The 26549-nt window shown below is 74.6% G+C and carries 26 protein-coding genes; 13 read left to right on the top strand and 13 right to left on the bottom strand.

All coding sequences use genetic code 11. The annotated features are described in order from the left end of the window. Positions 1 to 11: 11 nt before the first annotated feature. From ACIQVZ_RS25405 to ACIQVZ_RS25390, 4 genes are read right to left on the bottom strand one after another with little or no spacing between them, the layout of a single operon-like run. Positions 12 to 1160, bottom strand: coding sequence for a beta-ketoacyl synthase N-terminal-like domain-containing protein (locus ACIQVZ_RS25405; RefSeq protein WP_402453029.1), 1149 nt, complete (start codon positions 1158 to 1160; stop codon positions 12 to 14). Beyond that, a complete protein-coding gene (locus ACIQVZ_RS25400) occupies positions 1157 to 1411 on the bottom strand; it encodes an acyl carrier protein (protein WP_350885552.1) in 255 nt (84 codons plus the stop codon). The genes ACIQVZ_RS25405 and ACIQVZ_RS25400 overlap by 4 nt, the downstream gene beginning before the upstream one ends. Then, the gene (locus ACIQVZ_RS25395; protein ID WP_350885554.1) at positions 1408 to 1689 is read right to left on the bottom strand and encodes an acyl carrier protein; all 282 of its coding nucleotides are present in this window, start codon (positions 1687 to 1689) and stop codon (positions 1408 to 1410) included. The genes ACIQVZ_RS25400 and ACIQVZ_RS25395 overlap by 4 nt, the downstream gene beginning before the upstream one ends. A 33-nt stretch (positions 1690 to 1722) precedes the next feature. Then, entirely contained in the window at positions 1723 to 3159 is a 1437-nt protein-coding gene (locus tag ACIQVZ_RS25390; protein WP_402453027.1) for a class I adenylate-forming enzyme family protein, read from the bottom strand. Positions 3160 to 3340: 181 nt separating this feature from the next. Here ACIQVZ_RS25390 and ACIQVZ_RS25385 point away from each other — a divergent pair, with 181 nt between their 5' ends. From ACIQVZ_RS25385 to ACIQVZ_RS25370, 4 genes are all read left to right on the top strand, one after another. Then, on the top strand, positions 3341 to 4435 hold the full coding sequence (locus ACIQVZ_RS25385; protein ID WP_350885558.1) for an alpha-hydroxy acid oxidase: 1095 nt from the start codon (positions 3341 to 3343) through the stop codon (positions 4433 to 4435). A 49-nt stretch (positions 4436 to 4484) separates the two neighbouring features. Continuing rightward, positions 4485 to 5279, top strand: coding sequence for a class I SAM-dependent methyltransferase (locus ACIQVZ_RS25380; RefSeq protein WP_402453024.1), 795 nt, complete (start codon positions 4485 to 4487; stop codon positions 5277 to 5279). 105 nt (positions 5280 to 5384) lie between these two features. Continuing rightward, positions 5385 to 6320: an alpha/beta hydrolase gene (locus tag ACIQVZ_RS25375; RefSeq protein WP_402453022.1), complete on the top strand. Its 936-nt coding sequence runs from the start codon at positions 5385 to 5387 to the stop codon at positions 6318 to 6320. Continuing rightward, entirely contained in the window at positions 6317 to 7615 is a 1299-nt protein-coding gene (locus ACIQVZ_RS25370; protein ID WP_402453020.1) for a PLP-dependent aminotransferase family protein, read from the top strand. The genes ACIQVZ_RS25375 and ACIQVZ_RS25370 overlap by 4 nt, the downstream gene beginning before the upstream one ends. Positions 7616 to 7698: 83 nt before the next feature. On the opposite strand, the gene ACIQVZ_RS25365 is transcribed toward ACIQVZ_RS25370, so the two are convergent. The 4 genes from ACIQVZ_RS25365 to ACIQVZ_RS25350 form a co-directional block, all read right to left on the bottom strand. Continuing rightward, positions 7699 to 8463 carry an ABC transporter permease gene (locus tag ACIQVZ_RS25365; RefSeq protein WP_350885566.1) on the bottom strand — a complete coding sequence of 255 codons (765 nt, stop codon included), beginning with the start codon at positions 8461 to 8463 and terminating at the stop codon, positions 7699 to 7701. Positions 8464 to 8485: 22 nt separating this feature from the next. Next, positions 8486 to 9460 (bottom strand): ATP-binding cassette domain-containing protein, encoded by a 975-nt coding sequence (locus ACIQVZ_RS25360; protein ID WP_402453018.1) that lies wholly within the window; start codon positions 9458 to 9460, stop codon positions 8486 to 8488. Between the two features lie 146 nt (positions 9461 to 9606). After that, positions 9607 to 10800, bottom strand: a complete 1194-nt coding sequence (locus ACIQVZ_RS25355; protein ID WP_402453016.1) for a glycosyltransferase — start codon at positions 10798 to 10800, stop codon at positions 9607 to 9609. Further along, positions 10797 to 11120 carry a hypothetical protein gene (locus ACIQVZ_RS25350; protein WP_402453014.1) on the bottom strand — a complete coding sequence of 108 codons (324 nt, stop codon included), beginning with the start codon at positions 11118 to 11120 and terminating at the stop codon, positions 10797 to 10799. The genes ACIQVZ_RS25355 and ACIQVZ_RS25350 overlap by 4 nt, the downstream gene beginning before the upstream one ends. A 144-nt stretch (positions 11121 to 11264) precedes the next feature. On the opposite strand from ACIQVZ_RS25350, the gene ACIQVZ_RS25345 reads away from it, so the two are divergent. From ACIQVZ_RS25345 to ACIQVZ_RS25330, 4 genes are all read left to right on the top strand, one after another. Continuing rightward, complete coding sequence (locus ACIQVZ_RS25345) at positions 11265 to 12197, top strand: 3-oxoacyl-[acyl-carrier-protein] synthase III C-terminal domain-containing protein (RefSeq protein WP_402453012.1); 933 nt, start codon at positions 11265 to 11267, stop codon at positions 12195 to 12197. A gap of 69 nt (positions 12198 to 12266) precedes the next feature. Then, positions 12267 to 12557 (top strand): phosphopantetheine-binding protein, encoded by a 291-nt coding sequence (locus ACIQVZ_RS25340; RefSeq protein ID WP_079136143.1) that lies wholly within the window; start codon positions 12267 to 12269, stop codon positions 12555 to 12557. Between the two features lie 4 nt (positions 12558 to 12561). Next, entirely contained in the window at positions 12562 to 13341 is a 780-nt protein-coding gene (locus ACIQVZ_RS25335; protein ID WP_402453009.1) for a hypothetical protein, read from the top strand. A 159-nt stretch (positions 13342 to 13500) separates the two neighbouring features. Further along, positions 13501 to 15231 (top strand): condensation domain-containing protein, encoded by a 1731-nt coding sequence (locus tag ACIQVZ_RS25330; RefSeq protein WP_402453008.1) that lies wholly within the window; start codon positions 13501 to 13503, stop codon positions 15229 to 15231. Positions 15232 to 15261: 30 nt separating this feature from the next. Here ACIQVZ_RS25330 and ACIQVZ_RS25325 read toward each other — a convergent pair whose 3' ends face one another. Beyond that, positions 15262 to 15909 carry a hypothetical protein gene (locus ACIQVZ_RS25325; RefSeq protein WP_350885581.1) on the bottom strand — a complete coding sequence of 216 codons (648 nt, stop codon included), beginning with the start codon at positions 15907 to 15909 and terminating at the stop codon, positions 15262 to 15264. Positions 15910 to 16013: 104 nt separating this feature from the next. Beyond that, entirely contained in the window at positions 16014 to 16688 is a 675-nt protein-coding gene (locus ACIQVZ_RS25320; protein ID WP_350885583.1) for a sigma-70 family RNA polymerase sigma factor, read from the bottom strand. A gap of 223 nt (positions 16689 to 16911) precedes the next feature. Here ACIQVZ_RS25320 and ACIQVZ_RS25315 point away from each other — a divergent pair, with 223 nt between their 5' ends. The 4 genes from ACIQVZ_RS25315 (at position 16912) to ACIQVZ_RS25300 (ending at position 20350) form a co-directional block, all read left to right on the top strand. After that, a complete protein-coding gene (locus ACIQVZ_RS25315) occupies positions 16912 to 17715 on the top strand; it encodes an SAM-dependent methyltransferase (protein WP_402453005.1) in 804 nt (267 codons plus the stop codon). A gap of 98 nt (positions 17716 to 17813) precedes the next feature. Beyond that, the gene (locus tag ACIQVZ_RS25310) at positions 17814 to 18740 is read left to right on the top strand and encodes a hypothetical protein (RefSeq protein WP_350885587.1); all 927 of its coding nucleotides are present in this window, start codon (positions 17814 to 17816) and stop codon (positions 18738 to 18740) included. 135 nt (positions 18741 to 18875) lie between these two features. Then, positions 18876 to 19607, top strand: a complete 732-nt coding sequence (locus tag ACIQVZ_RS25305) for an SDR family NAD(P)-dependent oxidoreductase (RefSeq protein ID WP_402453003.1) — start codon at positions 18876 to 18878, stop codon at positions 19605 to 19607. 5 nt (positions 19608 to 19612) lie between these two features. After that, on the top strand, positions 19613 to 20350 hold the full coding sequence (locus ACIQVZ_RS25300) for a polysaccharide deacetylase family protein (RefSeq protein WP_402453001.1): 738 nt from the start codon (positions 19613 to 19615) through the stop codon (positions 20348 to 20350). Positions 20351 to 20458: 108 nt separating this feature from the next. On the opposite strand, the gene ACIQVZ_RS25295 is transcribed toward ACIQVZ_RS25300, so the two are convergent. The 3 genes from ACIQVZ_RS25295 to ACIQVZ_RS25285 form a co-directional block, all read right to left on the bottom strand. After that, positions 20459 to 21538, bottom strand: a complete 1080-nt coding sequence (locus ACIQVZ_RS25295) for an MGDG synthase family glycosyltransferase (RefSeq protein ID WP_350885593.1) — start codon at positions 21536 to 21538, stop codon at positions 20459 to 20461. Between the two features lie 12 nt (positions 21539 to 21550). Continuing rightward, a complete protein-coding gene (locus ACIQVZ_RS25290; protein WP_402452999.1) occupies positions 21551 to 22492 on the bottom strand; it encodes an NAD-dependent epimerase/dehydratase family protein in 942 nt (313 codons plus the stop codon). Between the two features lie 111 nt (positions 22493 to 22603). After that, complete coding sequence (locus ACIQVZ_RS25285; protein WP_402452997.1) at positions 22604 to 23728, bottom strand: DegT/DnrJ/EryC1/StrS family aminotransferase; 1125 nt, start codon at positions 23726 to 23728, stop codon at positions 22604 to 22606. 425 nt (positions 23729 to 24153) lie between these two features. Between ACIQVZ_RS25285 and ACIQVZ_RS25280 the strand changes: the two genes are divergently transcribed. Then, entirely contained in the window at positions 24154 to 26343 is a 2190-nt protein-coding gene (locus ACIQVZ_RS25280; protein ID WP_402452995.1) for an MMPL family transporter, read from the top strand. Positions 26344 to 26549 lie beyond the last annotated feature (206 nt).

Raw genomic sequence — 26549 nt, 5'->3', positions numbered from 1 at the left:
CCGGTGGCCGGTCATGCGGGAGCCACCAGCAGGGCGGTGTTGGCGCCGCCGAAGGCGGAGTTGAGGCTGAGTGCGTAGCGGGGGCGGGCGGCGCGGGGGCCGTCCAGGACGAGGTCCAGGCCGACGTCCGGGTCCGGACCGAGCCAGCCGGCGTTGACCGGGAGCAGGCCGTTGCCCAACGCGCCGATGGTTACGGCGAGTTCGAGCAGGGCGGAGGCTTCCAGGGCGTGCCCGTGGACGGATTTGCTGGAGCTGACCGGGAGTTCGGCGGCGTGCGCGCCGAAGACCCGGTGCAGCGCGCTCGCCTCGGCTTGGTCGGCGAGGGTGGAGCCGGTGCCGTTGGCGTTGACGTAGCCGACCTCGGCCGGGGCGACGCCGGCGCGGGTGAGCGCGGCCTCGACGGCCCGGGCGACTCCGGCGCCGTCCGGTTCGGGGCGGCACACGTGGTGGGCGTCCCCGGCCCGGCCCCAGCCGGCCAGCCGGGCGAGGGCGGCGGCGCCGCGCCGTTCGGCGGCCGGGGCGGCCTCGACCAGCACGGCCGCGGCCGCGTCGCCGAGCAGGGTGCCCGTGCGGCCGGTGCTGAACGGGCGCAGCTCGCCGTCCCGGGCCAGCGCGCGGCCGGCGTCGAAGACGGCGAACACGCCCGGCTCGACCAGGTGCCCGGCCGCGACCAGGACCCGTTCGTGCCGCCCGGTGGCGACCAGCGCCGCGGCGTCCGCGACGGCGGTCGCGGCTGCCACGCAGGCGCCGGTGTACACCCGGGTGACGCCCCCGGTGCCCCAGGCGGCGCGGACGCCGGCGGCCACCGCGTCGGCGGTGCCCCTGGTCCGTTCGTCGCTGTGCAGGGCGAGCAGGACGGGCGTGTCCGCGCCGTCGGCGGCGGTCAGTCCGGCCTGGCGGCAGGCCTGGCCGACGGCGTCGAGCACCGCGCGGGCCAGCGGGAAGGTGTGTGCGAGCGGCACGTCGTCGGGCAGCAGGGCGGCCCGGGTGGTGCGGCGGGCGCTCACGTCGAAGCGGGTGACGGGGCCGAAGGCGGTCTTACCGTGGGCGGCGGCCTCGGTCAGCGGGCCGAGTCCGCGCCCGGCGGCGCTGAGCACGCCGAGCCCGGTGACCACCGGCCGGCCGCGCGGCCGGTGCGCGGAGGGCGCGCCGGTGGTCACGGCCGGGCGCCCACACGTTCGGCCAGGACGGCCGAACGCAGCAGTTCGGTGGCGTCGTCGACCGTCCGGACGGCGCCGAAGCGGTCGTCGTCGAGGTCGACCTGGATGCCGTAGCGCTGCTCGAACTCGGCTATGAGCCAGGTGAGTTCGAGCGATCCGAGGTCGTCGGGCACGGTGTCGGCGGCGCGCTGCCCGAACGCCGCCAGCATCGCGCGGACCTCGGCCCGGTCGGGGAGGGCGGAGCCGCTCACGCCGGGCTGCCGGCGGTGGCAGTGGCGGTGGTGGCGGCGATCCGCTTGACGACGTCGGCGGTGAACTCGTCGAGCGTCATCAGCGCGGTGGTCTCCATCTCGTCGAGGTCGAACTTGATTCCGAACTCGTCCTCGACCTGCACCGACAGCTCGGCCAGTGCGAGCGATTCGAGGTCCAGCCCGGCCGGGCCGAGGTCGGTGTCCCCGGTGACCTCGGAGACGTCGTACTGCATCTCGGTGAGCGAGGCGAGGACGAACTCGCGGACGCGGTCCTGCATGGTGTGGCTCCTTGTCGGGGTGCGTGCGGTGGATCAGAGCGCGGCGGCCGTGGCGGTGGTGCGCAGGGCGGCCGGGTCGCGCAGGAGTTTTCCGGTGGCGGTACGGGGGAGTCGGGGCAGCAGGGCGAGCCGTCGCGGCCGCTTGTAGGCGGCGAGCCGGCGGGCCAGCCCGTCCTGGACGAGGGCGAGGTCGGCGTCGGGTTCGGTGGCGAGGTAGGCCTCGATCGCGCCGTCCTCGAAGACCACGACGGCCTCGCGGACCTCGGGCAGCGAGGTGAGCGTCTGCTCGACCTCGGTGAGGTCGACCTTGAGGCCGCCGATCGAGACCTGCGAGTCCAGGCGGCCGAGGACGGTGACCAGGCCGGTGGCCGGGTCGAGTTCGGCCGCGTCGCGGGTGTGCAGCCAGCCGTCCGACCAGCGGGTCGGGTCGTCCAGCCCCGGGTAGGGCGAGGACTCCGCGCCGATCCGCAGCTCGCCCGCGACCAGCCGCAGCCGCATCCCGTGGACGGGCTGCTTGGCCGGGTGGAGCGTGCCGGACAGGTCGGTGGCGATGACTCCGGTCTCGGTCATGCCGTACATGGTGCCGAGCGGGACGCCGTAGCGGTCGGCGAACAGCGCGGGCAGGCCCGGGCGGACCAGTTCGCCGGCCACGATCATCCGCCGCAGCCCCGGCAGCGCCGGGGGAGTGACGGCGCCGGCCAGCAGTTCGGCGTGGAAGGGCACCCCGATGACGGTGGTCGGCCGGTCGCCGGCGGCGACCGCGGCGAGGATGCCCGCCGCCGTCATCCGCTCGGGCACGGTGAGCGCGACCCGGGCGTGCAGGCTGTTGAGCAGTCCGCCGACCAGGCCGAGCACGTGCACCACGGAGGACAGCAGGACGACCCGCTCGCCCTCGCCGGGGAACTCCACCAGCCGGTGGTAGCAGTCGAGTTCGCGGATCAGGTCGGAGGCCGTGCGGGCGATGACCTTGGCCGGGCCGGTGGATCCGGAGCTGAGCTGGATCAGCGCGTGCCCGGTGCGGGCCGGGAGCCCGTCCGGCAGCCGGACGGCCACCGGCTCGACCTCGGAGAAGCCGCGCAGGGCCGCCGCGGGCCGGTGGGCGGAGCCTACCAGGACCTGCGGAGCCAGCCGCGCCACCGCCGCGTCGACCTCGTGGTCCGTCAAACGGTGGTCCAGCAGGGCCACTTGGGCGCCGAGCCGCCAGCACGCCAGCAGCACCGTGACGAACGCCACCGAGGGCGGCAGCCGTAGCGCGGCGGTGCCGCCGGGGCCGAGTCCGGCCGCGGCGAGGTGTGCGGCCTGTTCGTCGACCAGGGCGCGCAGGGCGTCCCGGTCGAGTGGTCCGCCGAGATGCAGGCACTCCTCGCCTCCGGGACCGGCCAGCAACAGCCGGTCGACCCAGGCGTCCGGGGCGTCGGCGTGCGGCGGCGAGGAAGGCGGAAGTGAAGAGGGGGAAATGCCGGTCAACACCGCTCCACACAAGTGAGGGGATTTTGACATGAACGCCGTTCACAACCAAAACGGTCAATTCCGTTGCCAGACGATTGCACAGACGTTTGGTCAAATCAAGGTCTATACCAATGTGGTTGTTGCTCCTACGCTGCCGAACCGGGGCTGGTCCACGCGTGGCCGCCCGGAATCGAGGACGCCCGTGGGAGAACTCACGCTGGCCGGGATGGAGCACGCCGCGCGCGCGCAACTTTCCCCGGAAATATGGGACTTCATCGAGGGTGGCAGCGGCACGGAACGCACCGTGGCGGCGAACCGGGAAATGTTCGCGCGCTATGCACTGCGCCCGCGCACGATGGTCGACGTCTCCGACTGCTCGCCCGGGCGCACGCTGCTGGGCGCGCAGCTCGGCCTGCCGGTCGGCATCGCCCCGATGGCCTACCACCGGCTGGTCGACCCGGAGGGCGAGACCGCCACCGCGCGCGCCGCCGGCCGCGCCGGGGCCCTGCTGGTCGCCGGCATGTTCGCCAGCCGCACCCTGGAGGAGATCGCGGCCGCCGCCACCGGCCCGCTCTGGCTCCAGCTGTACTGGCTGCGCGAACGCGCCGCGCTCGCCGCCCTGGTCGAACGCGCCGAGGCGGCCGGCTACTCCGCGCTCGTCCTGACCGTGGACGCCCCCAGGATCGGCCGCCGCCTGCGCGACCTGCGCAACGGCTTCGCGATCCCGCCCGCCGTCCGCGCCGTCAACCTGGACCAGGACCTGATGTCGGCCAGCCACCGCGCGACGGACGGCGGCTCGGGCATCGCCGAGCACGCCCGCGAACAGTTCGACCCCACCCTGACCTGGGCCGACCTCGACTGGGTGCGCGCCCGCACCCGGCTGCCGCTGGTCCTCAAGGGCATCCTGACCGCCGAGGACGCCAGGCTCGCCGCCGAGCACGGCGCCGACGCCGTCGTGGTCTCCAACCACGGCGGGCGTCAACTCGACGGCGCACTGCCCTCCCTGGCCGCACTGCCCGAGGTCGTCGACGCCGTACCCGCCGACCTGCCGGTGCTGCTCGACGGCGGGGTGCGCACCGGCGCCGACATCGCCGTCGCGCTCGCCCTCGGCGCCCGCGCCGTCCTGGTCGGCCGTCCGGTGTTCTGGGGCCTCGCCACCGAGGGCGAGGCCGGCGTGCACCGCGTCCTCGACCTGCTGCGCGAGGAACTGGAGCACACCATGGCCCTGTTGGGCCGCCCCCGGCTCGCCGACCTGGACCGCACGGCCCTCGCCCCCTGGCCCTGCCCGGTCGGCTGAACCGCGCACCACCTGCACCACGTTGTCCCTACTGGATGGAGAACAGCAGATGACCGAACCGACCCCCGCGACCGAACGCAACGACCCCTTCCCCGGCTGGGACTGGGACGACCCCGACGGCCTCGCCACCCGCCTGGACGCCTTCAGCGAGCAGGTCGCCACCTGCGACACGCTCGAAGCGCACCCCGGCGGGCTGCCCCGCGACCACGCAGAGTTCCGCGAACTCGGCCTCACCGGAATCGAGTTCGCCGCCTTCCGGACGGCCCACCCGGAAGGGCTCGGCACCGACCTCACCGCCCTGCGCAGCCCCGGCGCCGCCACCGAACCCGGCACCCTCTACCGGGTCGACGGCGACCGCTGGTTCACCCAGCTCGACATCGGCCGGCCGCTGCCCTTCGCCGACGCCTGCGTCGACTGGGTCTACGCCGAGCACCTGATCGAACACGTCACCATGCCGGTCGCGGTCCGCTGGCTGCGCGAGGCGCGCCGCGTCCTGCGCCCCGGCGGCGTGCTGCGCCTCACCACCCCGGACCTCGCCCGCTACCTGGCCGGCTACGCCAACGGGGACGGCTTCCTCGCCAAGCACCGCCGCCGCCTCACCACCCTCGGCTTCGGCCCGCCGATGCCCGCCCGCCCGGCCTTCCTGGTCAACCAGATCTTCCGCCACTACGGGCACCAGTGGATCTACGACCTGGACGAGCTGCGCCACGTCCTCACCCTCGCCGGCTTCGAACCCGAGCGGATCCGCCACTGCGCCTACCGCCAGGGTGCCCGCCCCGACGTCGCCGACCTCGACACCGCGTTCCGCACCGACGAGACCGTCTACGTCGAAGCCGACCGCTAGGCCCTCGGCTCCTCGGTCTCACAGAGCCCTGGACCCCGAAGCCCTCAGACCCCGAGTCCGCCCGCCGACGCCTCCGCACCGGATCTGTACCGAACGGGACCACCCATGCCCCTGCACCCCCAGGCCGAGGCGCTGCGCGCCCGGCGCGCGAGCAGCGGTGCGCCGCCGCTCTACACCCTCACCCTGGCCGAGGCCCGCGCCGCCGACCTCGCCGACATCCGCGCCGCGGCCGGGAACCCCGAGCCGGTCGCCGCCGTCGAGGAGCACCGCATCCCCGGCCCGGGCGGCGAACTCGCCCTGCGGCTCTACCGCCCAGAGCCGTCCGGCCGTCAACTGCCGGCCCTGCTCTACCTGTTCGGTGGCGGCTGGGCCCTCGGCTCGCCGGACACCAGCGACGCGATCTGCCGCCGGCTGACCAACGCGGCCGGCTGCGTCACCGCCTCCGTCGGCTACCGGCTCGCCCCCGAACACCCCTTTCCCGCGGCCGTCCACGACGGCCGCGCCGCGCTGTACTGGCTCGCCGCACACGCCGGCGAACTCGGCGTCGACCCGGGCCGGCTCGCCGTCGGCGGCGACAGCGCCGGCGGCAACCTCACCGCCGCCCTCACCCTGATCGCCCGCGACGAGAACGGCCCGGCCCTGCGCCACCAGCTGCTCGTCTACCCCAACACCGACCATGCCGCCGACACCCCCTCGCTGCGCGAGCACGACGACCCGATGCTCTTCAACCGCCGCTCGGTGGACTGGTACTGGGGCCACTACCTGGCCGACCCCGCCGACGGCGCCCACCCGCACGCCTCCCCGCTGCGCGCTCCCCGCCTGGCCGGACTGCCGCCCGCGACCGTCATCACCGCCGAGTACGACCCGCTGCGCGACGAGGGCGAGCAGTACGCCGAGGCGCTGCGCGCGGCCGGCGTCCCGGTGGAGAGCCGCCGCTACGCCGGCATGCCGCACGGCTTCTTCGCCATGACCGGCACCCTGGACGCGGCCGCCGACGCCCAGCGCTACGCCGCCGAGCGGCTGCGCGAGGCCCTGCGGTGAGCGCGCCCGAGCCCCTGCCCCTGGCCGACCTGCACGCCAGCCTGGCCGACCCGCTGCTGGACGCGATGACCTTCCTCAACGAGGTCACCACCCGCTACCCCGACGCCGTCTCCTTCGCCCCCGGCCGCCCCTACGAGGGCTTCTTCGAACCCGAGGACGTCCCCGCCTACCTGGACACCTACCTCGCCCACCTGGCGGCCCGCGGCCTCGACCGGGACGCCGTGCGCACCGCGCTGTTCCAGTACGGCCCCACCAAGGGGATCATCGCCGACCTGGTCGCCCGCACCCTCGCCAACGACGAGGGCCTGGCGGTGGCCCCCGAGTCCCTGGTGCTGACGGTCGGCGCCCAGGAGGGCATGCTGCTCACCCTGCGCGCGCTGTGCGCCGGCCCGGACGACGTCCTGCTGGTCAGCTCGCCCTGCTACGTCGGCGTGACCGGCGCCGCCCGGCTGCTCGACCTGACGACCCTCCCCGTCGCCGAGGGCCCGGCCGGCGGCCCCGATCCGGAGGCCGTGCGCGCCGCCGCCCGGGCCGTGCGGGCCGAGGGCCGCCGCCCGCGCGCCCTCTACGTCGTCCCGGACTTCGCCAACCCCTCGGGCACCAGCATGCCCGTCGCGGCCCGCACCCGGCTGCTGGAGACGGCCGCCGAGGAGGGCCTGCTCGTCATCGAGGACAACCCGTACGGCTTCTTCGCCCGCGACCCGGGGGAGCGGCCGACGCTCAAGGCGCTCGACCGCCGCCGACAGGTGGTGTACCTGGGCTCCTTCGCCAAGACCTGCTTCCCCGGCGCCCGCCTCGGCTACGTCGTGGCCGACCAGGAGGTGGCCGGCCCCGGCGGGCGGCGCACCCTGCTGGCGGACGAACTGGCCAAGCTGAAGAGCATGACGACGGTCAACACGCCCGCGCTCAGCCAGGCCGTCATCGGCGGCATGCTGCTACGCCACGACTGCCGGCTGCGCGCCGCCAACGCCGCCGCCACGGCCCACTACGCGGCGGGCATGGACACCCTGCTGCGGGAGCTGGACCGGCACTTCCCGGCCTCCGAGCGGCGCCGCTCGGGCGTGTCCTGGAACCGGCCCGAGGGCGGCTTCTTCGCCGTGCTGACCGTCCCGTTCGCCGCCGACGACGCGGCGATGGAGCGCTGTGCCCGCGGGTACGGGGTGCTGTGGACGCCGATGGCGCCGTTCTACCCGGCGGGCGGCGGGGAGCACCGGCTTCGGCTCTCGATCAGCTCGCTGACGCAGGCTCAGATCATCGACGGTGTGGCGAAGTTGGCGGCGTTCATCGCCTCCTGAGCGGCGCCGGCGACAGCAGGAGGGGCCCGGCTCGTGAGCCGGGCCCCTCCTCGTGCACGTGTTCCGTCCTCGTGCGTCGTGCCTCAGCGCACCCGGGTGGAGAACAGCCGGGCCGACCAGTACACCGACAGCACGGTCATCACCACGACGACCAGCAGGCCCTGCCACACCGCACTGTCTCCGAGGTGGCCGGAGAACAGCGCGCGCATGCCCTCCACCGCCCAGTAGAAGGGGTTCCACTTGGCGGTCTGCTGCAGCCAGTGCGGCGCCAGGGTGAGCGGCAGCAGTACCCCCGAGAGCAGCGCGATCGGCTGTGCGAGGGTGTTCACCACCGGTGCCATCGCCGCGTCCGTCGGCACCATCAGCGCGATGCCGTAGGAGATCGCCGAGGTCATCAGCGCCAGCAGCCCGAGCAGCAGGTAGGCGAGCAGCAGGTTCAGCGGGCTCACCCGAAGCCCGAACGGCAGCGCGATCAGGGTGATCAGGACGGCCTGCACCAGCAGCGCCACCATCTCCCGCAGCGCCCGCCCGAGCAGCAGTGCCAGCCGGCTCACCGGTGTCACCCGGGAGCGCTCGATGATGCCGGCCCTCAGCTCGCCGAGCAGGCTGAAGCCGGTGAACAGCCCGCCGAAGATGCACAGCACCGCCAGCAGGCCCGGCACGTACACCTGGTAGGCGTCGGCGTAGCTGCTGGCACCGTCGGGGGCGAGCACCTTCTTCAACAGCGGGGCGAACAGCAGCAGGTAGAACACGGGCTGGATGATCCCGACGGCGATCCAGATCGGGGTGCGGATCATCAGCAGCACCTGGCGCTGGAAGACCAGCCAGGTGTCGCGGGCGAGCTTCATGGTCTCCCCAGGAGTGGGCGGATCAGGACTGCTGGAGCGAACGGCCGGTACGGGCCAGGAACACGTCGTCCAGGCTGGGGCGTTGGAGCTGGACGGTGCCGGGTGTCACGCCCGCCCCGTCCAGCGCGCGCAGCAGCTGCGGGATGGCCGCCGCGCCGTCCTCCAGGTAGAGCCGCAGTCCGTCCTCCCCGCTGAACTCCAGCCGGTGCAGGTAGGGCTGCGGGCGCAGCACCTCGGCGGCCCGCTCGGCGACGCCCTCTCCGGGCTCCAGCCCGAGCAGCACGACGTCGCCGGAGATCTCGCGCTTGAGCACCTCGGGCGTGCCCTCGGCCACCACCTGGCCGTGGTCGACGATCGCGACCCGGTCGCACAGGGCGTCGGCCTCGTCGAGGTAGTGCGTGGTGACGACGACGGTCATGCCCTCGGTGCGCAGTCGGCGGATCTCCTCCCACACGTACGCCCGGCTGGCCGGGTCCAGCCCGACCGTGGGCTCGTCCAGGAACAGGACCCGGGGCTCGTGGATGACGCCGAGCGCGATGTCCACCCGGCGGCGCTGGCCGCCGGAGTAGGTGGCGCACGGGCGGTCGCCGAAGTCGGCCAGGTCGAAGGCCTTGAGCGCGCCCTCGGCGGCCTGGACGGCCTGCGCCTTGGCGGCGCCGTACATCCGGGCCTGGAGCACCAACTCCTCGCGGGCACTGACGGTGTCGGTGGTGCCGCCGCCCTGGGCGACGTAGCCGATCCGGCGGCGTACACCGGCCGGGTCGGTGAAGAGGTCGGCCCCGGCGATGCTGGCCTGACCGCCGTCCGGGCGGATCAGGGTGGCCAGCATGCGCAGGGTGGTGGTCTTCCCGGCGCCGTTGGGCCCGAGGAAACCGTAGATCTCGCCCGCGTCGACGGACAGGTCGATGCCGCGCACGGCGTCGACGGTGGGGTTCCCGCCGCTCTTGCGGGAGGTCTTCTTGCGGTAGGACTTGCGCAGTCCCGTGGTCTCGATCAACCGGAACTCCCGTGCTGGGATGGGCTGCCACGGCACCTGGGAAGGCGGTGCTCGGCACCTGCGAAGGCGGTGCTGGGCGCCACCCTAGGACGAATCCCGGCCCGGAGACAATGGCCTAGACCAATGGACGTTGATCTTCCGGTCTGCTACAGGGCCCCCGGCAGCGGCTGCCGGAAGTCCCGCCCGGTGCGGGCCGCCAGGGCCTCCAGCCGGTCCGCGGCAGCGGCCGCCCCGCCGCCCGCGCGCAGCGCCTCGCCGACCCGAACCGCGCCGCGCCGGTAGTCGGCCGTGTCCAGAACGGCCCGCAGGGCCTGCGCCAGCCGCTCCGGCGTCACCCGGGCGAACGGCACCCGCAGCCCCGCCCCGGCCGCCGCCACCTGCGCCGCGACGAACGGCTGGTCGTGCCGGATCGGTGCGGTGACCAGCGGCAGGCCGTGCGTCAGGGCCTCGCCGACGGTGTTCATCCCGCCGTGGCACAGCACCGCGTCCAGCGCGCCGCGCGCCATCAGCTCCAGCACCGGCGCCCGGTCCACCGCGACGGCCTGCGGCGGCAGTTCGGGCAGCAGCTCGCGCGGGGCGGCGAACACCGGCTGCACGTCGTCGCCGCACAGCTCCAGCGCCCGGGCGGCCCGCGCGTGGAAGTCCGCGCCCAGCTCGCCGGCCAGCGTGCCCATGGTGACCAGCACCCGCCGGCGCCCGGGCAGCAGCCGCTCCCACGGGAAGTCCGGATCGGCCGGCCGGGCGGACTGGACCGGGCCGACCAGCGCGTGATGCGGGGGCGGCGCGTCGTCACCGGTCAGCGCGGGGCCGGTGGTCGCCAGCACCAGGGCGGGGGAGAAGCGCGGGTCCACGTACTCCTGCGCGGGCAGTCGGGCGCGCTCCCACAACCCGCGCAGCAGGCCGGTCATCCAGGCCTCCACCTGCGGCAGTGCCCGGTACGGGCGGCCCAGTTCCATCGCCCCGGGCGCGAAGCTCGCCCACGGCAGGCCGTGCCGGTGGGCGGCCAGCGCGCCCGCCGGGGTGTGCTGGTCGACGAGCAGGACGTCCGGCCGGAACTCCCGCACGATCGCGTCCAGCGGCTTCGCGGTGAACCGCGCGTACGGGACGATGAAGCCCTCCCAGAGCGAACGCAGCGCGGCGAGCCCGTGCCCGCCCTGCGCCCGGAACGCCCGGGTGCCGGTGCCGAGGACCTGGGCCCCGGGGCCGAGCAGCGGGCGCAGCACCGACTCGGTGCCGGTCCAGGCGACGTCGTGTCCGCGCGCGGTCAACTCGGCGGCGATGCCCGCCGCGGGATTGACGTGCCCGGTCAACGGGGGCATCACCAGCAGGAACCGGGTCATCGCGCACGCTCCTCGGGGATCAGGTTCTGCAGGTCGGCGACGGTCAGCGCTTCCAGGGCGGCCAGGTCCAGCCCGGCGCGCAGCCGGGCCAGGTCGGCCGCCGGGCCGAAGCGTTCGCGCAGGCGCCCGGCGAGTGCGGCCAGTTCGCCCTCGTCGAGCAGCAGGTCGCCGTCCAGCCGGGCGTCCGGGGTCAGCCGGTCGGCCCAGCCGGGTGGCGCCCCGGCGGCCTCGGCCAGCAGCGCGACCAGCTCGGGGTGCAACGGCGCGGAGGGGTGGTGCGGTTCACGGTCGGACGACGTGTGAGAAATGGCATCGGACATCGAAGGGGTCTCCCACCTGTTCGACGGCACGGGGGGTGAACGCGTCGGCTCCGCGGGCGGATTCGGCGGCCTCGGGGGCGAACGCGACGGTGAAGGGCCCGAGATCACTTGTGCGACCAGGCGGGCGTCGGAATACTAGCCCGCGTGACAGCACTGGAGGCAGTGGCCGTTCACCTCCCCCCGCACGCCGTGCCCATCGAGGCGGTTGGTGAGCGGATCGGCCTGACCCCACGTCAACTTCGACTCTTCCGCCGCTTCCACGGACTGGACCAGCTACGTCTGGACCCGTCCGGGACGCTGCCCGACCTGCTTGACTCCGCCCTCGACAACCTGCCTGAGCTGCGCGGACGCGAACGGGACGTCCGCTTCGTGATCCACGCGCGCAGCATGCCGGTGGCGGTGCCCTACCCGCTCAACCCACTGCACGACCTGCTCGCCCCGCGCGGCCTCGCACACGCCAACGCCTTCACGGTGACCCACCACGCGTGCGCGGTGGGCCTGCTGGCCATCGACCTGGCCGGCCGGCTGCTCGCCGCCGAGCCCGACCCTCGGGCGCTGGCGCTCATCCTGGCGGGCGAGAAGACCTTCACCAAGGACGCCCAGGTGGTGCCCGAGACGGGCATCTTCGCCGAGGGCGCGGCCGCCTGTCTGGTGAGCGCCGACGGCGAGCGCCACCGGGTGCTCTCCTTCGCGGTGCGCCAGCGCCCGGAGTTCGACGGCCGGCTGGCCGAGGACGCGGACCTCCTGGCCCGCTACCAGCGCGAGTACCCGAACGTGATGGTGGAGGCGATCGAGTCCGCCCTGGACGAGGCCGGTCTGGACCTCTCCGACCTGGCCGCGGTGCTTCCGCACAACGTCAACCAGGCGTCGTGGCGGATGATAGCGCGCCGGATCGGCTATCCGCTCGACAAGGTGGTGCTGGACAACGTGCTGTCGGTGGGGCACAGTTTCGCTGCGGACAGCCTCATCAATCTGCACACCGCCACCACGCGGGGGCTGCTGCGCCGCGGCGACCACTACCTGATCGCCGCCGCCGGTGTCGGAGCCACCTTCTCCGCGATGGCGGTCCGCTGCTGACGAAGCGTCGGCTTCGTCCATCCTTCCCACGCCAGACCACTCTCCCACGTACGACGGGACGGGACACCCATGTCAGAACCTGTGGTCCAGACCACTGACCCCGAGCTGCGCGAGCGGATCCGCACCGGAATCGGCGAGCTGCTGCCCCGCGTCCTCAAGCGCGAACTGCCCGAGATCCCCGAGAACGCCTGCCTCTTCGACGACCTCGGCCTCACCTCCGCCGGCACCATCGAGCTCATCCTGGAGCTGGAGGAGTCGCTCGACATCCAGGTGGACGTCGAGCAGATCACCGAGGACGACCTGCGCTCGGTCACCAAGCTGGCCGACTACGTCGCCGGACACGTCATCCCCGAGGACTGACCGGGTGGCCGACCACGGCCTGCGGATCACCCGGGCGCTCGCGCGGCGCTTCGACGGCCGCTCGGAGGCCTCGCTCGACCCGGACCTGCGGGTGTTCGTCTCCGACCTCGTCCGCCCCTACGGCCTGCCGCTGCGCGAGGACCTGCTGCGCGAGGGCGTCGGCCACTCCTACGAGGAGCTGGCCGCCGACCTGCTGCGCGAGGCGCTCGCCGAGGACGAGCCCGTCGACCTGCTGATCCTGGCCTTCGACACCCCGGACGTCCGACCGGGTGCGCCGTCCTCGCTGGCGCTCAGCCGATCCTGTCCGGGCACGCCGCTCGCCTTCGCGGTCTGCGACCAGGGCGTCGCCGCGGCCTTCACCGCGCTGCGCCTCGCGGTCGACTACCACCGCACCGGATCCTGCCGTCGGGCGGTCGTGGTGCTCGCCGAGCAGACCGCGCTGCACCACGAGCCGGCCGCGCCGGTGGCGCTGCCGGAGCGGCACGGCGTGGTGGTGCTGGTCTGCGAGGAGGCCCCCGGGCCTGACATGACCGTCCAGCAGCTGCCCGGTGTCGAGCTGCCGGACGCGGCGGTGCGGGCCCGGGCCGCCGAGCTGGGGCCCGACCCGGTGCTCGTGCTCGGCCCCGGGCTGGCCGGTGCCGAGGAATCGGCGGCCCAGCCGTTCACCGGGGCCTGGGCGGAGCTCGCCGAGCAGCTGCCCGCCTGGCGGGCGCGGGGGCGCCCCGTCGTGGTCGCCGACCTGGACCGCCGGCTCGGCGTGCTGAGCACGTTGACCCTTCCGTAGTCATGGTTCGGTTCATGCCAACTCTCCTGTCTCGCACAGGAATTGATGAACCCTCGGTTTGGTGGACGATTGGTCTGGACCAGCGAGTGAGGTCGCTGGTAGCGTCCCGATCGCACTCCCGCTGAACCCTTCCCCGGTGAGCCGAAAGGCGCGTACGACGTGACCCCGTACGGCGAGACACAGACCAGTAGGCGGATCGAGGTCCGGTACGAGGCCCCGGCCGAGGGTTCGACTGTCGATTCGGGGCCGCTCACGCTCGGCCAGGACAACATGATCCGGTGCATCGGGCGTGACGCCCCCGAGCAGATCAACAAGGATTCGCTCTGGCCCGTCCCGGACGGCACCTCGGTGTCGGCCGGGCTGGCCGCCCTGCGCCGGCTCGTCGAACGGCACGAGTCGCTGCGCACCTCCTTCCCCGCCGGCCCCGGCGAGGACGGCTTCCCGGAGCGCCAGGTGGTGCACCCGGAAGGCCGGTTCACCGTCACCGTGATCGAGGCGGGCGACCGCAGCGACGCACAACTGGACGTACTCGCAACGGAGTTGGGCCGGGCCGACATCGCCGTTCCGTTCGACCTGGCGGCCGCCCCGCGGCTGCGCCTCACCCTTGTCGCGGACGGCGAGCGACTGCTGCGGCTGGTCGCGGTGGTCTGCCACGCGGGGGCCGACGGCGCCGCCACCGCGCTGCTGATCCAGGACTGGCTGGACCTCGCCGCCGGCAAGGACCTCCCGCCGGTCACCGCCCCGACCCCGCTGCGGATCGCGGACGCGGAACGGAGCGCGCAGGGCCGCCGCAAGTCGGCCGCCGCCCTGCGGTACTGGGCCCGCAGCCTCGCCACCGGCCCGCAGGTGGTGTTCGCCGACGCGCGGATCACCGGCCCCCCGCACGACCTCTCCGCCGTCCTGGTCCGCTCCCGCAGCGCCGCCGAGGACCTCGCCGCCGTCTGCCGCCGCACCGGCGCGAGCCCGTCCGTCGTCCTGCTCGCCGCCTTCGCCGCGCTCGTCGCGCACCGGTCGGGCCGCACCGGGCTGGCGCTCTCGGCGCTCTCCGCGAACCGTCAGCGCGCCGCCCTGGTCGATCACGTCGGCACCCTGGCGCAGGACGCCCTGATCCTGCTCGACACCGGAGCGGCCGACCTCGACCAGCTGATCGGCCGGGCCAAGGCGGCCTCGCTGAGCGCCTACTGGCACAGCACCCTGGACGCCGAACAGGTCTGGCGGCTCATCGAGGACTGCGCCCACCTGCGCGGCAGCCGCTTCCCCCGCCATGTCGTGGTGAACGACCTGAGCCTGACCATCCCCGCCGCCGTCGCGGACGCCCAACCCGCCGCGGCCGCCGACCCCGAACTGATCCGGCTGCCCGCCCCACAGCTGCCGGTCCGGCTGATGTTCACCATCCTGCGGATCAGCGGCAGCCTCGACTTCGCCCTGATCAGCTGCCCGCAGGTGCTGGACCCGGACGAGACCGACCAGTTCGCGCGGGCGCTGCTCGCGGTCCTCGCCGCCGCCGTCCGCGGGCCCGTGCCGCTCGACGCCCTGCCCGGCGTCGACGGCGTGCCGACGCCCGACCGGAGCGGGGAGTGGCACCTGGTCGACGGCACCTGGATCGACCTGGCAGCCGTCCGCGCCCTGCTGGAGGCCGCCCTCGGCGCGCGGGCGGAAATCGAACTGGCGCTGGACGAAGGAAGGCTGACCGCCAGGCTGACCAGCGCGGACCGCGAACTCACCCCGGCCGTCGCCCACCACGCGGTGGTCGCCGCGCTGCCCGGCCGCGACACGGCGATGGCGCCGCACCACTACGTCGTCCGGCACACCGGCCCCGGGGCGGAGACCGTCACCTCCGGCGGCGGCCGCGACCCGGACATCGCCGCCCGGCAGACGGTGCTCACCTGAACGGGGGAGCACGGGCAGACGCGGGCGGGCTCACTCCAACGGGTCCTCGCCGTCCCACCGGACGTCCCACGAACACGCCGAGGTCGCCCCCGAGGTGAGCCCCCACGGGCTCGGCACCTCCTCCTCGTCCTCGTCGCCCTGCAACGGCAGCCGGTCGATCACCGCGACCAGCCGCGGCGGCAGTTGCGGCGCCAGCCCGTGGTGGACCCGGGACAGGATGTCGCGCCGTACGTCGTCCGGCAGCAGCGGCCTGGTCATCCGCAACGGCATCGGCCCGGAGGGGCGTCCGGTCGCCGCCAGCTGGTCCGACCAGGCCCGCCAGTAGTCGGCGTCGTCGTTCTCGCCGAGCTTCAGATGGTGCAGGTGCAGGCAGTACGCCGCCGTGCCGCAGCCCGATCCGGCGGCGAAGCGCCACCAGAACTCGGCGCCCTCCTCCCGCCCGGTCGCGTACAGCAGTGCGGCGAACACCTCGGCGCCCTCGGGCTGGATCCGGCGGGCGTTCACCAGGAGGTCGAGCCCCCGGGAGGCGTCCGGCGTGCCCAGTACCAGGGCCACCACCAGGCCCAGTTCGAAGGCGGCCTGCTCGAACTCCGACGGCAGGTGTGTCGGCGCGGCCGTGAGCCGGGCCTGGCGCAGTGCGGCGATGCGCTCGGCGTGCGCGCGTTCCGGCCGGGGCACGTGGACCACCGCACGCCCCCCGCCGCTCGTACCCGCCCCGCCGCTCGCACCTGCCCCGCCGCTCGTTCCCGCCCCGCCGGGCGGGTCCGCGTCCGGCCCGGGCGTCACAGCTGACCCGCGTGGTCCGGCAGTTCACCCGCTCGGTCGGCCGGTCCGCCCGAGCGGTCGGGCAGTTCGCCCACGCCGAGCCGGCGCGCCAGCCGCTCCCGCGCGTGCCGCAGGTTGGAGTGCACCGTCGCCACCGGCCGCCCCAGGTAGGCCGCGATCACCTTGACGTGCAGGCCCAGCAGGTACCGCAGGATGATCACATCCCGCTGCCGGTCCGGGAGTTCGAGGATCGCCGCGTACAGCCGCACCTCGTCCGCCTCGCTGTGCAGGAGCCCGTTCGCGACCTGCTTGAACGCGCCGATCACGGCGGCGAAGGTGACGGCCTCCACCGCCACCGGTTCCTCGGCGGACATCCAGTCCGAGACGTGCCGGTTCGCCAACCTCCAGGCGTACGCGGCCGGCTCCTCGAACCGCAGCACCTGCGGCCAGCAGCGGGCCAGGTCCGCCTTCACGGCCTCGACCACCAGCGCGGCGTCCGCCTGGCCGCCTATCCTGGTCAACGCGAGAGCGTGCCAAGCGGGTTCATGGGTTTCGCAGAACGACGCGTAGGTGAGGTCCAGTCGGAGGCCGAGGTCGCCACCGGCCTCCCGGTCCGACTCCGGGCCGTCGGCGCGCTCCAGCGTGGGCCCTCCCCGGTACCCGCGCACGGGGGCGCCCCTGTCGATCGTCATCGAGCCTGCTTTCCGTGGCCGCCGGCAGCTCGGCGGGCCACTCGAGGGTCGGGCTGTCTGCGCCCATCCTCAGTCCATCCGGCCCGTCACTCCAGGCCGCATTCCGAACACAGATCGTCATCCGATGGGATCAGTCGACTGGTTGGAGCGCGGCGGTCCGCGCTCGACCTCCGGATACGGTGGGCACCAATCGACAGGTGTCCGCGACGCCAAGGGGAACGCGATGAGCCGCTACGACGGAGTCGACCTGCGGCTCAACATGCCGCACTCGGCCCGGATGTACGACTACTACCTCGGCGGCTTCACCAACTTCGCCGCCGACCGCGAGGCCGCCGGGCACGCCCTCGCCGTCGCACCCTGGCTGCGCGTCACCGCCCGCGCCAACCGGTCCTTCGTCCACCGCTCCACCCGCGCCCTCGCCCGGGCCGGCATCGACCAGTTCCTCGACATCGGCACCGGCATCCCCACCCCGCCCAACCTCCACGAGGTCGCCCAGAGCGTCGAACCGTGCGCCCGCGTCGTCTACGCCGACAACGACCCGATCGTGCTCTCGCACGCCCAGGCCCTGCTCACCGGCACCCCCGAAGGCCGCACCGCCTACGTCGAGGCCGACGTCGCCGACCCCGTCCGCCTCCTCGCCTCGCCCGGCCTGCGCGACACCATCGACCTCGCCCGGCCCGTCGCACTCTCCCTCAACGCCCTCCTGCACTTCGTCCCCGACACCCGCGGCGCCCACGAGCTCGTCGAGCACCTCAAAGCGGCCCTCGCCCCCGGCAGTGCCCTGGTGATGACCCACGTCACCCCCGACTTCGCCCCGGCCGAGATCGCCGGCCTGGTCCGGATCTACGAATCCGCCGGCACCGCCGCCCAGGCCCGCACGCTCCCCGAGTTCACCCGCTTCTTCGACGGCTGGAGCCTCATCGCCCCCGGGATCGTCCCCACCCCCCACTGGCGGCCCACCCCCACCGACCCGCCGGCCACCGCCCCCGAGGCCGCCGCCTACGCGGCCGTGGCGCTCAAGCCCTGACCCCTCCCGCCCGGTCCAGCCCCTTCCACCCGTGCGGCCCCGCCGTCCCGGGGACAGACTGGTGGTGGATCGATGCTGCCCGTGAGGCTGGGAGAGGCATGCTGCTGGGACTCACCACCGCCCTGGTCGCGACCGTGTGCTTCGGGTTCGGGGCGGTGTTCCAGGCGCGCGGGGCGCGGTCGGCGCCACAGGCGGACCGGGTGCGGGCGGGGCTGCTGGCCGCGCTGGCGCGGTCGTGGGAGTTCCTGCTCGGTACGGCACTGGACATCGTCGGTTTCGCGCTGAGCATCGTGGCGCTGCGCAGCCTGCCCCTGTTCCTCGTACAGGCCGTCACCAACGCGAGCCTGGCCGTGACGGCGCTCGCCGCCGTCCGGCTGCTCGGGGCACGGCTGCGCCGGGGGGACGTGACGGGAATCGTCGCCGTGGTGGTCGGCCTGACGCTGCTGGCGCTGGGGTCGGGCCGGGAGGGCCGGGAGCACGCCCCGCCGCTGTTCCACTGGGTGCTGCTCGCGACGACCGCCGTGATGCTGCTGCTGACCCTCGTCCTGGTGCGCCGGGCCGGCACCGTGGCGGCGGCCGGCCTGGGGCTGCTGGCGGGGGTGGGGTTCGGGGTGACGAGCCTGGCGGTGCGGGTGATGGACGCGTCGAGCCTGGTCACCGTCCTCACCGACCCGGCGGCGTACGCGCTCGCGGTGGGCGGCCTCGGTGGCTACCTGGCGTACGCGCTGGCCCTGCAGCGCGGCACGGTCACGGCCGCGACCGCCGCCGGGACGGTCGCCGAGACCTTCGGCCCGGCGCTGGTGGGCGTGGCGGCGCTGGGCGACGCGGCCCGTCCGGGGTTCGAGTGGTGCGCGCTGGCGGGCTTCGCGGTGGCGGTGGGCGGCACCTTCCTGCTGTCCAGGTTCGGGGAGTTGGAGGGGCAGTCCGCGGAGGTGGCCGCCGGGCGGCCGGGCGCGGCGGACCGGGACCCTGAACCGGGTCCGGATCCGGAGGCGGACGCGGAGCCGGCCGCCCCGCCCCGGTAGCCCGGGTGGCGCCGCCGTGCGAAGGTGACTTGCCGGACAATTCGGACGGTGACACGCCCACGGAGCGGCAGGTGCGCGATGGCGGACGAAGCCCAGTCGGGCCCCCGACGGCCGGGGTCCGCCGACCCTCCGGTCGTGCTCGTCACCGGCGCCTCCTCGGGCATCGGCCTGGCCACGGCCGTCCGCCTGGCCGACGCCGGCTGGCGGACCCTGCTGTCCGGTACGGACCGCGCCCGCCTGGACGAGGTCGCCGCCCGGACCTGCGGCCGCGTCCTGCCCGAGGACCTGAGCAAGCCGGACGGCCCGACCCGGCTCGCGCAGGCGGCCCTCGCGGAGACCGGCCGGGTGGACGCGCTGGTCGCCAGTGCGGGCCTGGGGTGGCGCGGACCGTTCGCGGACACCCCCTCGGACGTCCTGGACCGGATGATCGAGGTCAACTTCGCCGCCCCGCTGCGGCTGGTCCGCCTGCTCCTGCCGGGCATGCTGGAGCGCCGCCGGGGCCGGATCGTGCTGCTCGGCTCGATGGCCGGCCAGGTCGGCGTGCGCGACGAGTCGGGGTACGCGGCGACCAAGGGCGGACTGGCGATGTTCGCGGAGAGCCTCTGGTACGAGCTGCGCGGCACCGGGGTGGGGGTGCGTCTGGTGCTGCCGGGCCCGGTGGACACCCCGTTCTTCGACCGGCGCGGCACGCCCTACCAGCGGGAGCGGCCACGGCCCGTCCCGGCGGAGCGGGTCGCCGACACCGTGGTCGCGACCATCACCACCGGGCGCGACCGGCTCTTCGTGCCGCACTGGCTCGGCTTCCCGGCCCGGATCCACGGCGTGGCGCCGGGCGTGTTCCGGCGCATGGCCTCCCGCTTCGGGTGAGCCGGGTGAACACCGCGACCCGGGTGCTCGCGACGGCGGCCGCGGTGGAGTTCGCGCACCTGGCCCCGGCGGCGGTGCGCCTCCCGGCGCTGCGCCGCACGCTGGCCCGCCGAACCGCCGGCCACGGCGCCGACCCGCGCCACGTCGCCCTGACCTTCGACGACGGCCCCGACCCGCGCGGCACCCCGGAGATCCTGGACGCGCTGGACGCCCTGGGCGGTGTCCGGGCGACCTTCTTCCTGCTGGGCCCGATGCTGGAGCGCGCCCCCGCCCTCGGCCGGGAGCTGGTGCTGCGCGGCCACGAGGTGGCCGTCCACGGCTGGCACCACCGGCCGCAGTGGTACCCGGCCCCGGCCCGTGACCTGCGTGAACTGCGCCGCGCCACCGAGGCGGTGACCGCGCTGTGCGGGGTCCGCCCGCACTGGTACCGCCCGCCGTACGGGGTGCTGACGGCCGGCCCGGCCCTGGCCGCCCGGCGGCTGGGCCTGCGCAGCGTCCTGTGGACGGCCTGGGGCCGCGACTGGACGGCGGAGGCGACCGGGGCCTCCGTCTACGCGACCGCCCGCCCCGGCCTCACCGGCGGCGCGACCCTCCTCCTGCACGACTCCGACTGCACCTCCGCCCCCGACTCCTGGCGGGCCACCCTCGCCGCCCTCCCGCTGATCGCCGCCCACTGCCGCGCCCACTCGCTCACCCTCGGCCCGCTCCGCGACCACGCCGTCCCCGCACCCGCCCGCGCCTGACGGCCCGGCACCCGCCCCCGAGCGCCGGGCGGACGACGAACCCCCGTCTCGACGGCGATTGCCCGAGGCCGTCCGGCGCGGCGCCCGCGACCTTGCCCCGCTCGTCGGCTACGCCAGCCCCACCTGGGCCAGGGCCGCGGTGAAGCCGGTGCGCCAGGGCTCCGGGGTGGCGCCGGGGGAGGGGGCGGGCGCGGGGCGGGCGAGGGCGGCGAGGGCGTTGCGGACCACTTCGGCGGGGCGGGCGGAGGCGACGTCGGCGTGGCCGAGTTCCAACTCGTGCTGGAGGTTGTCGCGGCCGTGGCCCTGGACGACGTCGAGCAGCAGCAGCCGCCGCCCGAGGGCGCGGGCCTCGCTGCAGGTGTCGCCGGAGCTGGTGACGACGAGGTCGGCGGCGGCCATCAGGGCGGGGATCCGGTCGGTGTAGCCGAAGGGGTGCAGGCGCGACTCCCGGCGGGCGGCGGCCCGCAGCCGCCGTTCCAGTTCCCGGTTGCGCCCGGCGACGGCGAGCACGTGCGGCCCGGCGGCGGCGAGCGCGGCGGCGGTGCGGGCGAGCGGTCCGAGCCCCCAGGCGCCGGACATCAGCAGCACGCACCGCCCGCCCGCCGGGACGCCCAGTTCGGCCCGCGCCTCGGCCCGGCCGGGCGGCCGGTAGAACGGTTCCCGCAGCGGAGCGGGCAGGACGGTGACGGCGGCGTCCGGCCGGTAGCGGCGCACGGCGCAGGCGGCGACCTCGGAGGTGACCAGGAACAGGTCGGTGCCCTCCTGCACCCAGAGCCGGTGCGGCGTCACGTCGGTGCAGAACACGAAGTGCCGGAAGTCCCGTTGCGGCAGCCGGTTGACGGCCGAGGTGGCGGTGGCGAACACGGAGACCACCAGCTGCGGCCGCTGCGCCGCGACCAGTTCGCGCAGCGCCGGGACGAGCCGGCTGCGGGCGGCCGCGTCGGCGAGCAGCGCGAGCCGGGCGCCGGGCCGCAACGCCGAGAAGTGGAAGGCGTCGTACACGCCGGGCAGGTCGAGCAGCCGCCGGAACACGGCCTCCCCGGCGGCGCCGGAGCGCTGCCCGAGCAGGGCCATCGCGTCGACCGTGTGGGTGGTCCAGCCGCGGGCCCGCAGGGTGTCGGCGCAGGCCTGGGCCATCACGTCGTGGCCCTGGCCGAGGGAGCCGGAGACGAGCAGGGCGTGCGGCATCGGGCGCCCCGCTCAGGAGGCGGCGGAGGCTGCTGCGGCCCGGTACCAGTCGGCGTAACGGCGCACGCCGTCCGCGAAGTTGGTGTGCGGAGACCAGCCGAGCAGGCGCTTGGCCTGGGCGCAGGAGATCCGCCGCCCGGTGTAGTCGGCCTTGCGGCCGTCGATGTGCTCGATCGAGACCGGCCCCAGCAGGTCGTCGACGGTGTCGGCGATGTCGCGCACCGAGACGGCGGTGGAGCCCTCCAGGGCGAAGGTCTGGTCCTCGGCGGCGGGGGACAGGGCCCGGACGTGGGCGTCGGCGAGGTCCTCGACGTAGACGAAGTTGCGGCTCTGCCGCCCGTCGCCGGCGATGGTGATCGGCCGCCCGGTGAGCGCGGCCTGGACGAACCGGGCGACGACCAGCTCGTCGCGCATCCGGGGCCCGTACGGGATGCCGTAGCGCAGGATGGTGAAGTGCTGCCCGTACAGCTCGCGGTAGCTGTGCACCAGCATCTCGGCGGCGAGCTTGGTGGCCACGTAGAGGTGGCCGCTGTGTTCCAGCTCGATCGGCACGTGCTCGTCCAACTCCTGCTCTGAGCCGTCGAGTTGCTCGTCGATGAGAGCGGCGCCGTAGACCCAGACGGTGCTCGCCAGCACGGTGCGGCTCAGCCCGCTGCGCCGGGCGGCCTCCAGGACGGCCTCGGTGCCGTCGATGTTGGTCCGTACGGCCCGTACCGGGTCGGCGGAGACCTGTTCGACGTCGGCCATCGCGGCGAGGTGGTACACCACTTCACTGCCGGCCAGCGCGGAGGTGAGGGCCGCGAGGTCGAGGATGTCGAGCCGGGCGTGTTCGGCGTCGGGGTTGAGGTACTTGTCGGTCGTGTCCACCGCGAGGACGTCGTGGCCGGCCGCGATCAGGTGGTCCACGACGTGTGACCCGATGAATCCGCATCCCCCGGTGACGGCTATCCGCACGATCTCTCTCCTTGTCGGGCTCCGTGTCGAGCGCCTTCTCGCACTCCGTCTCTCGCACTCCGTGTCGAGCGCCTCGGCGCGCCCGCCGGGGCGGGGTCGACCCCGCCCCGGCTATCCGGCGAGTCTCCGGTGCACCGCGGAGACGGCCTCGATGACCTGCTCCGTCTCGTCCCCGGTCATGTCGGAGTGCACCGGCAGGCACACCTGCCGCGCGCAGACGTCCTCGGCGACCGGCAGCGGCCCGCGCCGGTAGGGGGCGAGGACGGGCTGCAGGTGCAGCGGCAGGTCGTACACCTCGCCGGACAGCCGCACGCCGTACTCCTCGGCGACCGCCCGCTTGAACGCGGCGCGCTCCACCCCGGGCGGCAGCAGTGCCACGTACTTGTAGTAGTTGCCGCGGCAGCCGGAGGGTTCGAGCACCGGCTCCAGGCCGTCGAGCCCGGCCAGCGCCTCGTCGTAGCGGCGGGCGACGGCCCGGCGGGTCTCGATGAACTCCTTGAGCCGGCGCAGGTGCACGGCGCCGACGGCCGCGCTGAGCTCGCTCATCCGCCAGGCGTGGCCGAGCCGGACGTGGTGGTTGGTGGTGAAGGAGCCCTTGCCCTGGTCGCGGTAGGTGCGGGCCTCGTCGCGCAGCTCGGGCGACTCGGTGAGGATCAGGCCGCCCTCGCCGCTGGTGGTGACCTTGGTCGGGTAGAACGAGAAGGCCCCGGCCAGGCCGAACGTCCCGGCGCAGCGCCCGTCGAGGCTGCTGCCGTGGGCGTGTGCGGCGTCCTCGACCAGCGGGACGCCGTGCCGGTCGCAGAGCGCGCGCAGCTCCTCGACCCGTGGGGTGATCAGTCCGCCGATGTGGACGAGTACGACGGCTGCGGTATCCGGGGTGAGGGCCGCCTCCAGCGTCTCGGGGGAGAGTGCCAGGGTGGCCGGGTCGACGTCGGCGATCACCGGGCGCCCGCCGGCGTGCAGGACGGCGCCGGCGGTCGCGTAGAAGGTGACGGCCGGTACGACGACGTCGCGGCCCCGGACGTCGACCGTGCGCAGGATCACCTCCAGCGCCGCGGTGCCGCTGCTCACCGCGACGGCGTGCGAGGCGCCGTGCTCGGCGGCGAAGGCCTGCTCCAGGCGCTCGGTCCACGGGCCCAGGGTGAGGGCGCCGGTGGTGAGCATCTCCGTCACCGCCTCGGCGACGGCCGCGCGGTCGGATTCGTCGAACACGATGCGGGCGGCTGGAACGCCCATGGGCACCTCCGGCGGCGGGCTGGGGTCAGCACCGATCGGGTCAGATAGGGCCGAACCATACGAAATGTGTCGGGCCCGGCACATCACGCTACTTCGCCCGCCGGGCCGCGGCCCCTCGTCGCCGCCCGCCCGGGTGACGGCGCCCGGCCCCCGTCGCCGACCCTCGCCGCCCTGCCGCTGCCCCGTCGCCGCTCCGTCGTCGCCGTCGGGAGTGCGCCAGAGCGCTCCCACCACAGCTGATGCGCTTCCGCCGTCCGGGGAGGGGCCGTACTGCGTCCGCAGTACGCAAACGGCCTGCGCAGGGACGACGACGGTGGAGGGGTCGGCGATCAAGGATGGGTCATGCTGCGGGCGGTCCGCGCCGAAAGGCGCCGGGGCGGCCGCGGTGCGCACGCTGACCGAGATCCGAAGGAGTCCACTCTTCCGTGGCCACGTTCCTGTACCGCCTGGGCCGCTGGGCCTTCGTCCGACGCCGGCTGGTGACCCTGCTCTGGGTCGCCGTGCTGGCGGTCTGCGGAGTCCTGGCCGCCAAGGCGCCCGCCGCACCCGACGACGGCTTCGCGATGCCCGGTACGGAGGCGCAGAAGGCCTTCGACCTGATGAACGAGCGCTTCCCCGGCGGCCACGCCGACGGCGCCTCGGCCCGCCTGGTGTTCGTCGCCCCGTCCGGGCAGAAGATCACCGCCGAGCCCAACCAGCAGGCGGTGGAGCGGACGGTCGCCGAGCTCGCCCACGCCGACGAGGTCACCGGCGCGGTCAGCCCGTTCAAGGCCGGCACCGTCTCCAAGGACGGCACCACCGCGTACGCGACCGTCAGCTACTCCGCCAAGGCGGGCGAGCTGTCCAAGGGCGCCACCGACGCCCTCGAACAGGCCGCCCAGCACGGGCGGGACGCCGGGCTCAAGGTCGAGGTCGGCGGCAACGCGCTGATGGCCAAGCCCGAGGCCGGCGGCAGCAGCGAGATGATCGGCATGGCGCTGTCCGCGGTCGTCCTGGTGATCACCTTCGGCTCGCTCGTGGCAGCCGGCCTGCCGCTGCTCACCGCCGTGATCGGGGTCGGCCTCGGCATGGCCCTGATCACCGGGCTCGGCAGCACGCTCGGCCTGTCCTCCACCACCAGCACGCTCGCGATGATGCTGGGCCTCGCGGTCGGCATCGACTACGCGGTGTTCATCGTCTCCCGCTACCGGGCCGAGCTCGCCGAGGGCCGCACCCCGCAGGAGGCGGCCGGCCGGGCCGTCGGCACCGCCGGCTCCGCCGTGGTGTTCGCCGGGCTCACCGTGGTGATCGCCCTGGCCGGGCTCTCGGTGGTCGGCATCCCGATGCTCGCCAAGATGGGCATGGCCGCGGCCGGCACGGTGGTCATCGCCGTCCTGGTCGCGCTCACCCTGGTCCCCGCGCTGCTCGGCTTCATCGGCCGCCGGGTGCTGCCCCGCAAGGCCCGCAAGGGCGGCGTCCAGCCGAAGAAGGAGAACGGCGGCTCCCGCTGGGCCAAGTTCGTGCTGCGCCGCCCGCTCGCGGTGCTGCTCGGCGGCGTGATCGGCCTCGGCGTGCTCGCGGCCCCCGCGCTCGACCTGCGGCTCGGCCTGCCCGGGGACGAGTCCAAGCCGACCTCCACCACCCAGCGCCGCGCCTACGACCTGCTGTCCGAGGGCTTCGGCCCCGGCTTCAACGGGCCGCTGACCGTCATGGTCGACGTCAAGGGCACGCCCGACCCGAAGGCCGCCGCGAGCGAGGTCGCCAAGACGGTCTCCGCGCTGCCCGGTGTGGTCTCCGTCACCCCGCCGATGTTCAACAAGGCGGGGGACACCGCCCTGCTGAACGCCGTCCCGGCCACCGGTCCGAGCGCCGAGGAGACCAAGGACCTGGTCCAGACGATCCGCGGCCACGCCGCCGGCCTCAAGACGACCACCGGGGCGACGATCCTGGTCAGCGGCACGACGGCGATGAACATCGACGTCTCGCAGAAGCTCACCGACGCGCTGGTGCCTTACCTCGCGGTGGTCGTCGGCCTCGCCGTCGTCCTGCTGCTGGTGGTGTTCCGCTCGGTGCTCGTCCCGCTGAAGGCGGCGCTCGGCTTCCTGCTCTCGGTGGCCGCCGCGCTCGGCGCGGTCGTCGCGGTCTTCCAGTGGGGCTGGCTGGCCAACCTGATCGGCGTCGAACAGACCGGCCCGGTGATGAGCATGATGCCGATCTTCATGGTCGGCGTGGTCTTCGGCCTCGCCATGGACTACGAGGTGTTCCTGGTCACCCGGATCCGGGAGGGCTTCGTCCACGGCGAGCAGCCCGACGAGGCCATCGTCACCGGCTTCCGGCACAACGCCCGGGTGGTCACCGCCGCCGCGTTCATCATGATCGCCGTCTTCGCGGGCTTCATCGGCATGGGCGAACCGATGATCAAGATGATGGGTCTGGGGCTCGCCGCGGCCGTCGCCTTCGACGCCTTCGTGGTCCGGATGACCATCGTCCCGGCCGTCCTGGCCCTGCTCGGCCGCCGCGCCTGGTGGCTGCCGCGCTGGCTGGACCGGCTGATACCGGACATCGACGTCGAGGGCGGCAAGCTGCAGACCGCCGCCCCCGAACCGGCCCCGGTCCGGGAGTCCGTCGGCGTCTAGGCCCGCCCCCCGAGGCCCGGCCGGGGCCCGTCCCGATCCACGGGACGGGCCCCGGCCCGGACAATGGTTCGATCCCTACCGTTACCGTTGCTGTCGGGGTCCGCCCACGCACACGGCGGCCCCCGACCCGGCCCACCCCGCCCGGCAGGGCGCGGTTCGGCACGAACTGGCAGAACCCGGCGAGGGTGCCGCCAGGGCACCCCCGA

The organism is Kitasatospora sp. NPDC098663, assembly GCF_044760075.1.
Classification (GTDB): domain Bacteria; phylum Actinomycetota; class Actinomycetes; order Streptomycetales; family Streptomycetaceae; genus Kitasatospora.
Note: the sequence above shows the minus strand (reverse complement) of the source record. Positions and strands in the feature narration are given on the sequence as shown.

What these genes read in the sequence shown, in the direction of transcription:
- ACIQVZ_RS25395 (WP_350885554.1), bottom strand. Translation starts at nt 1,689, where the DNA reads ATGCAGGACCGCGTCCGCGAGTTCGTCCTCGCCTCGCTCACCGAGATG.
- ACIQVZ_RS25380 (WP_402453024.1), top strand. Translation starts at nt 4,485, where the DNA reads ATGACCGAACCGACCCCCGCGACCGAACGCAACGACCCCTTCCCCGGC.
- ACIQVZ_RS25375 (WP_402453022.1), top strand. Translation starts at nt 5,385, where the DNA reads ATGCCCCTGCACCCCCAGGCCGAGGCGCTGCGCGCCCGGCGCGCGAGC.
- ACIQVZ_RS25365 (WP_350885566.1), bottom strand. Translation starts at nt 8,463, where the DNA reads ATGAAGCTCGCCCGCGACACCTGGCTGGTCTTCCAGCGCCAGGTGCTG.
- ACIQVZ_RS25355 (WP_402453016.1), bottom strand. Translation starts at nt 10,800, where the DNA reads ATGACCCGGTTCCTGCTGGTGATGCCCCCGTTGACCGGGCACGTCAAT.
- ACIQVZ_RS25350 (WP_402453014.1), bottom strand. Translation starts at nt 11,120, where the DNA reads ATGTCCGATGCCATTTCTCACACGTCGTCCGACCGTGAACCGCACCAC.
- ACIQVZ_RS25340 (WP_079136143.1), top strand. Translation starts at nt 12,267, where the DNA reads ATGTCAGAACCTGTGGTCCAGACCACTGACCCCGAGCTGCGCGAGCGG.
- ACIQVZ_RS25320 (WP_350885583.1), bottom strand. Translation starts at nt 16,688, where the DNA reads ATGACGATCGACAGGGGCGCCCCCGTGCGCGGGTACCGGGGAGGGCCC.
- ACIQVZ_RS25315 (WP_402453005.1), top strand. Translation starts at nt 16,912, where the DNA reads ATGAGCCGCTACGACGGAGTCGACCTGCGGCTCAACATGCCGCACTCG.
- ACIQVZ_RS25310 (WP_350885587.1), top strand. Translation starts at nt 17,814, where the DNA reads ATGCTGCTGGGACTCACCACCGCCCTGGTCGCGACCGTGTGCTTCGGG.
- ACIQVZ_RS25295 (WP_350885593.1), bottom strand. Translation starts at nt 21,538, where the DNA reads ATGCCGCACGCCCTGCTCGTCTCCGGCTCCCTCGGCCAGGGCCACGAC.
- ACIQVZ_RS25285 (WP_402452997.1), bottom strand. Translation starts at nt 23,728, where the DNA reads ATGGGCGTTCCAGCCGCCCGCATCGTGTTCGACGAATCCGACCGCGCG.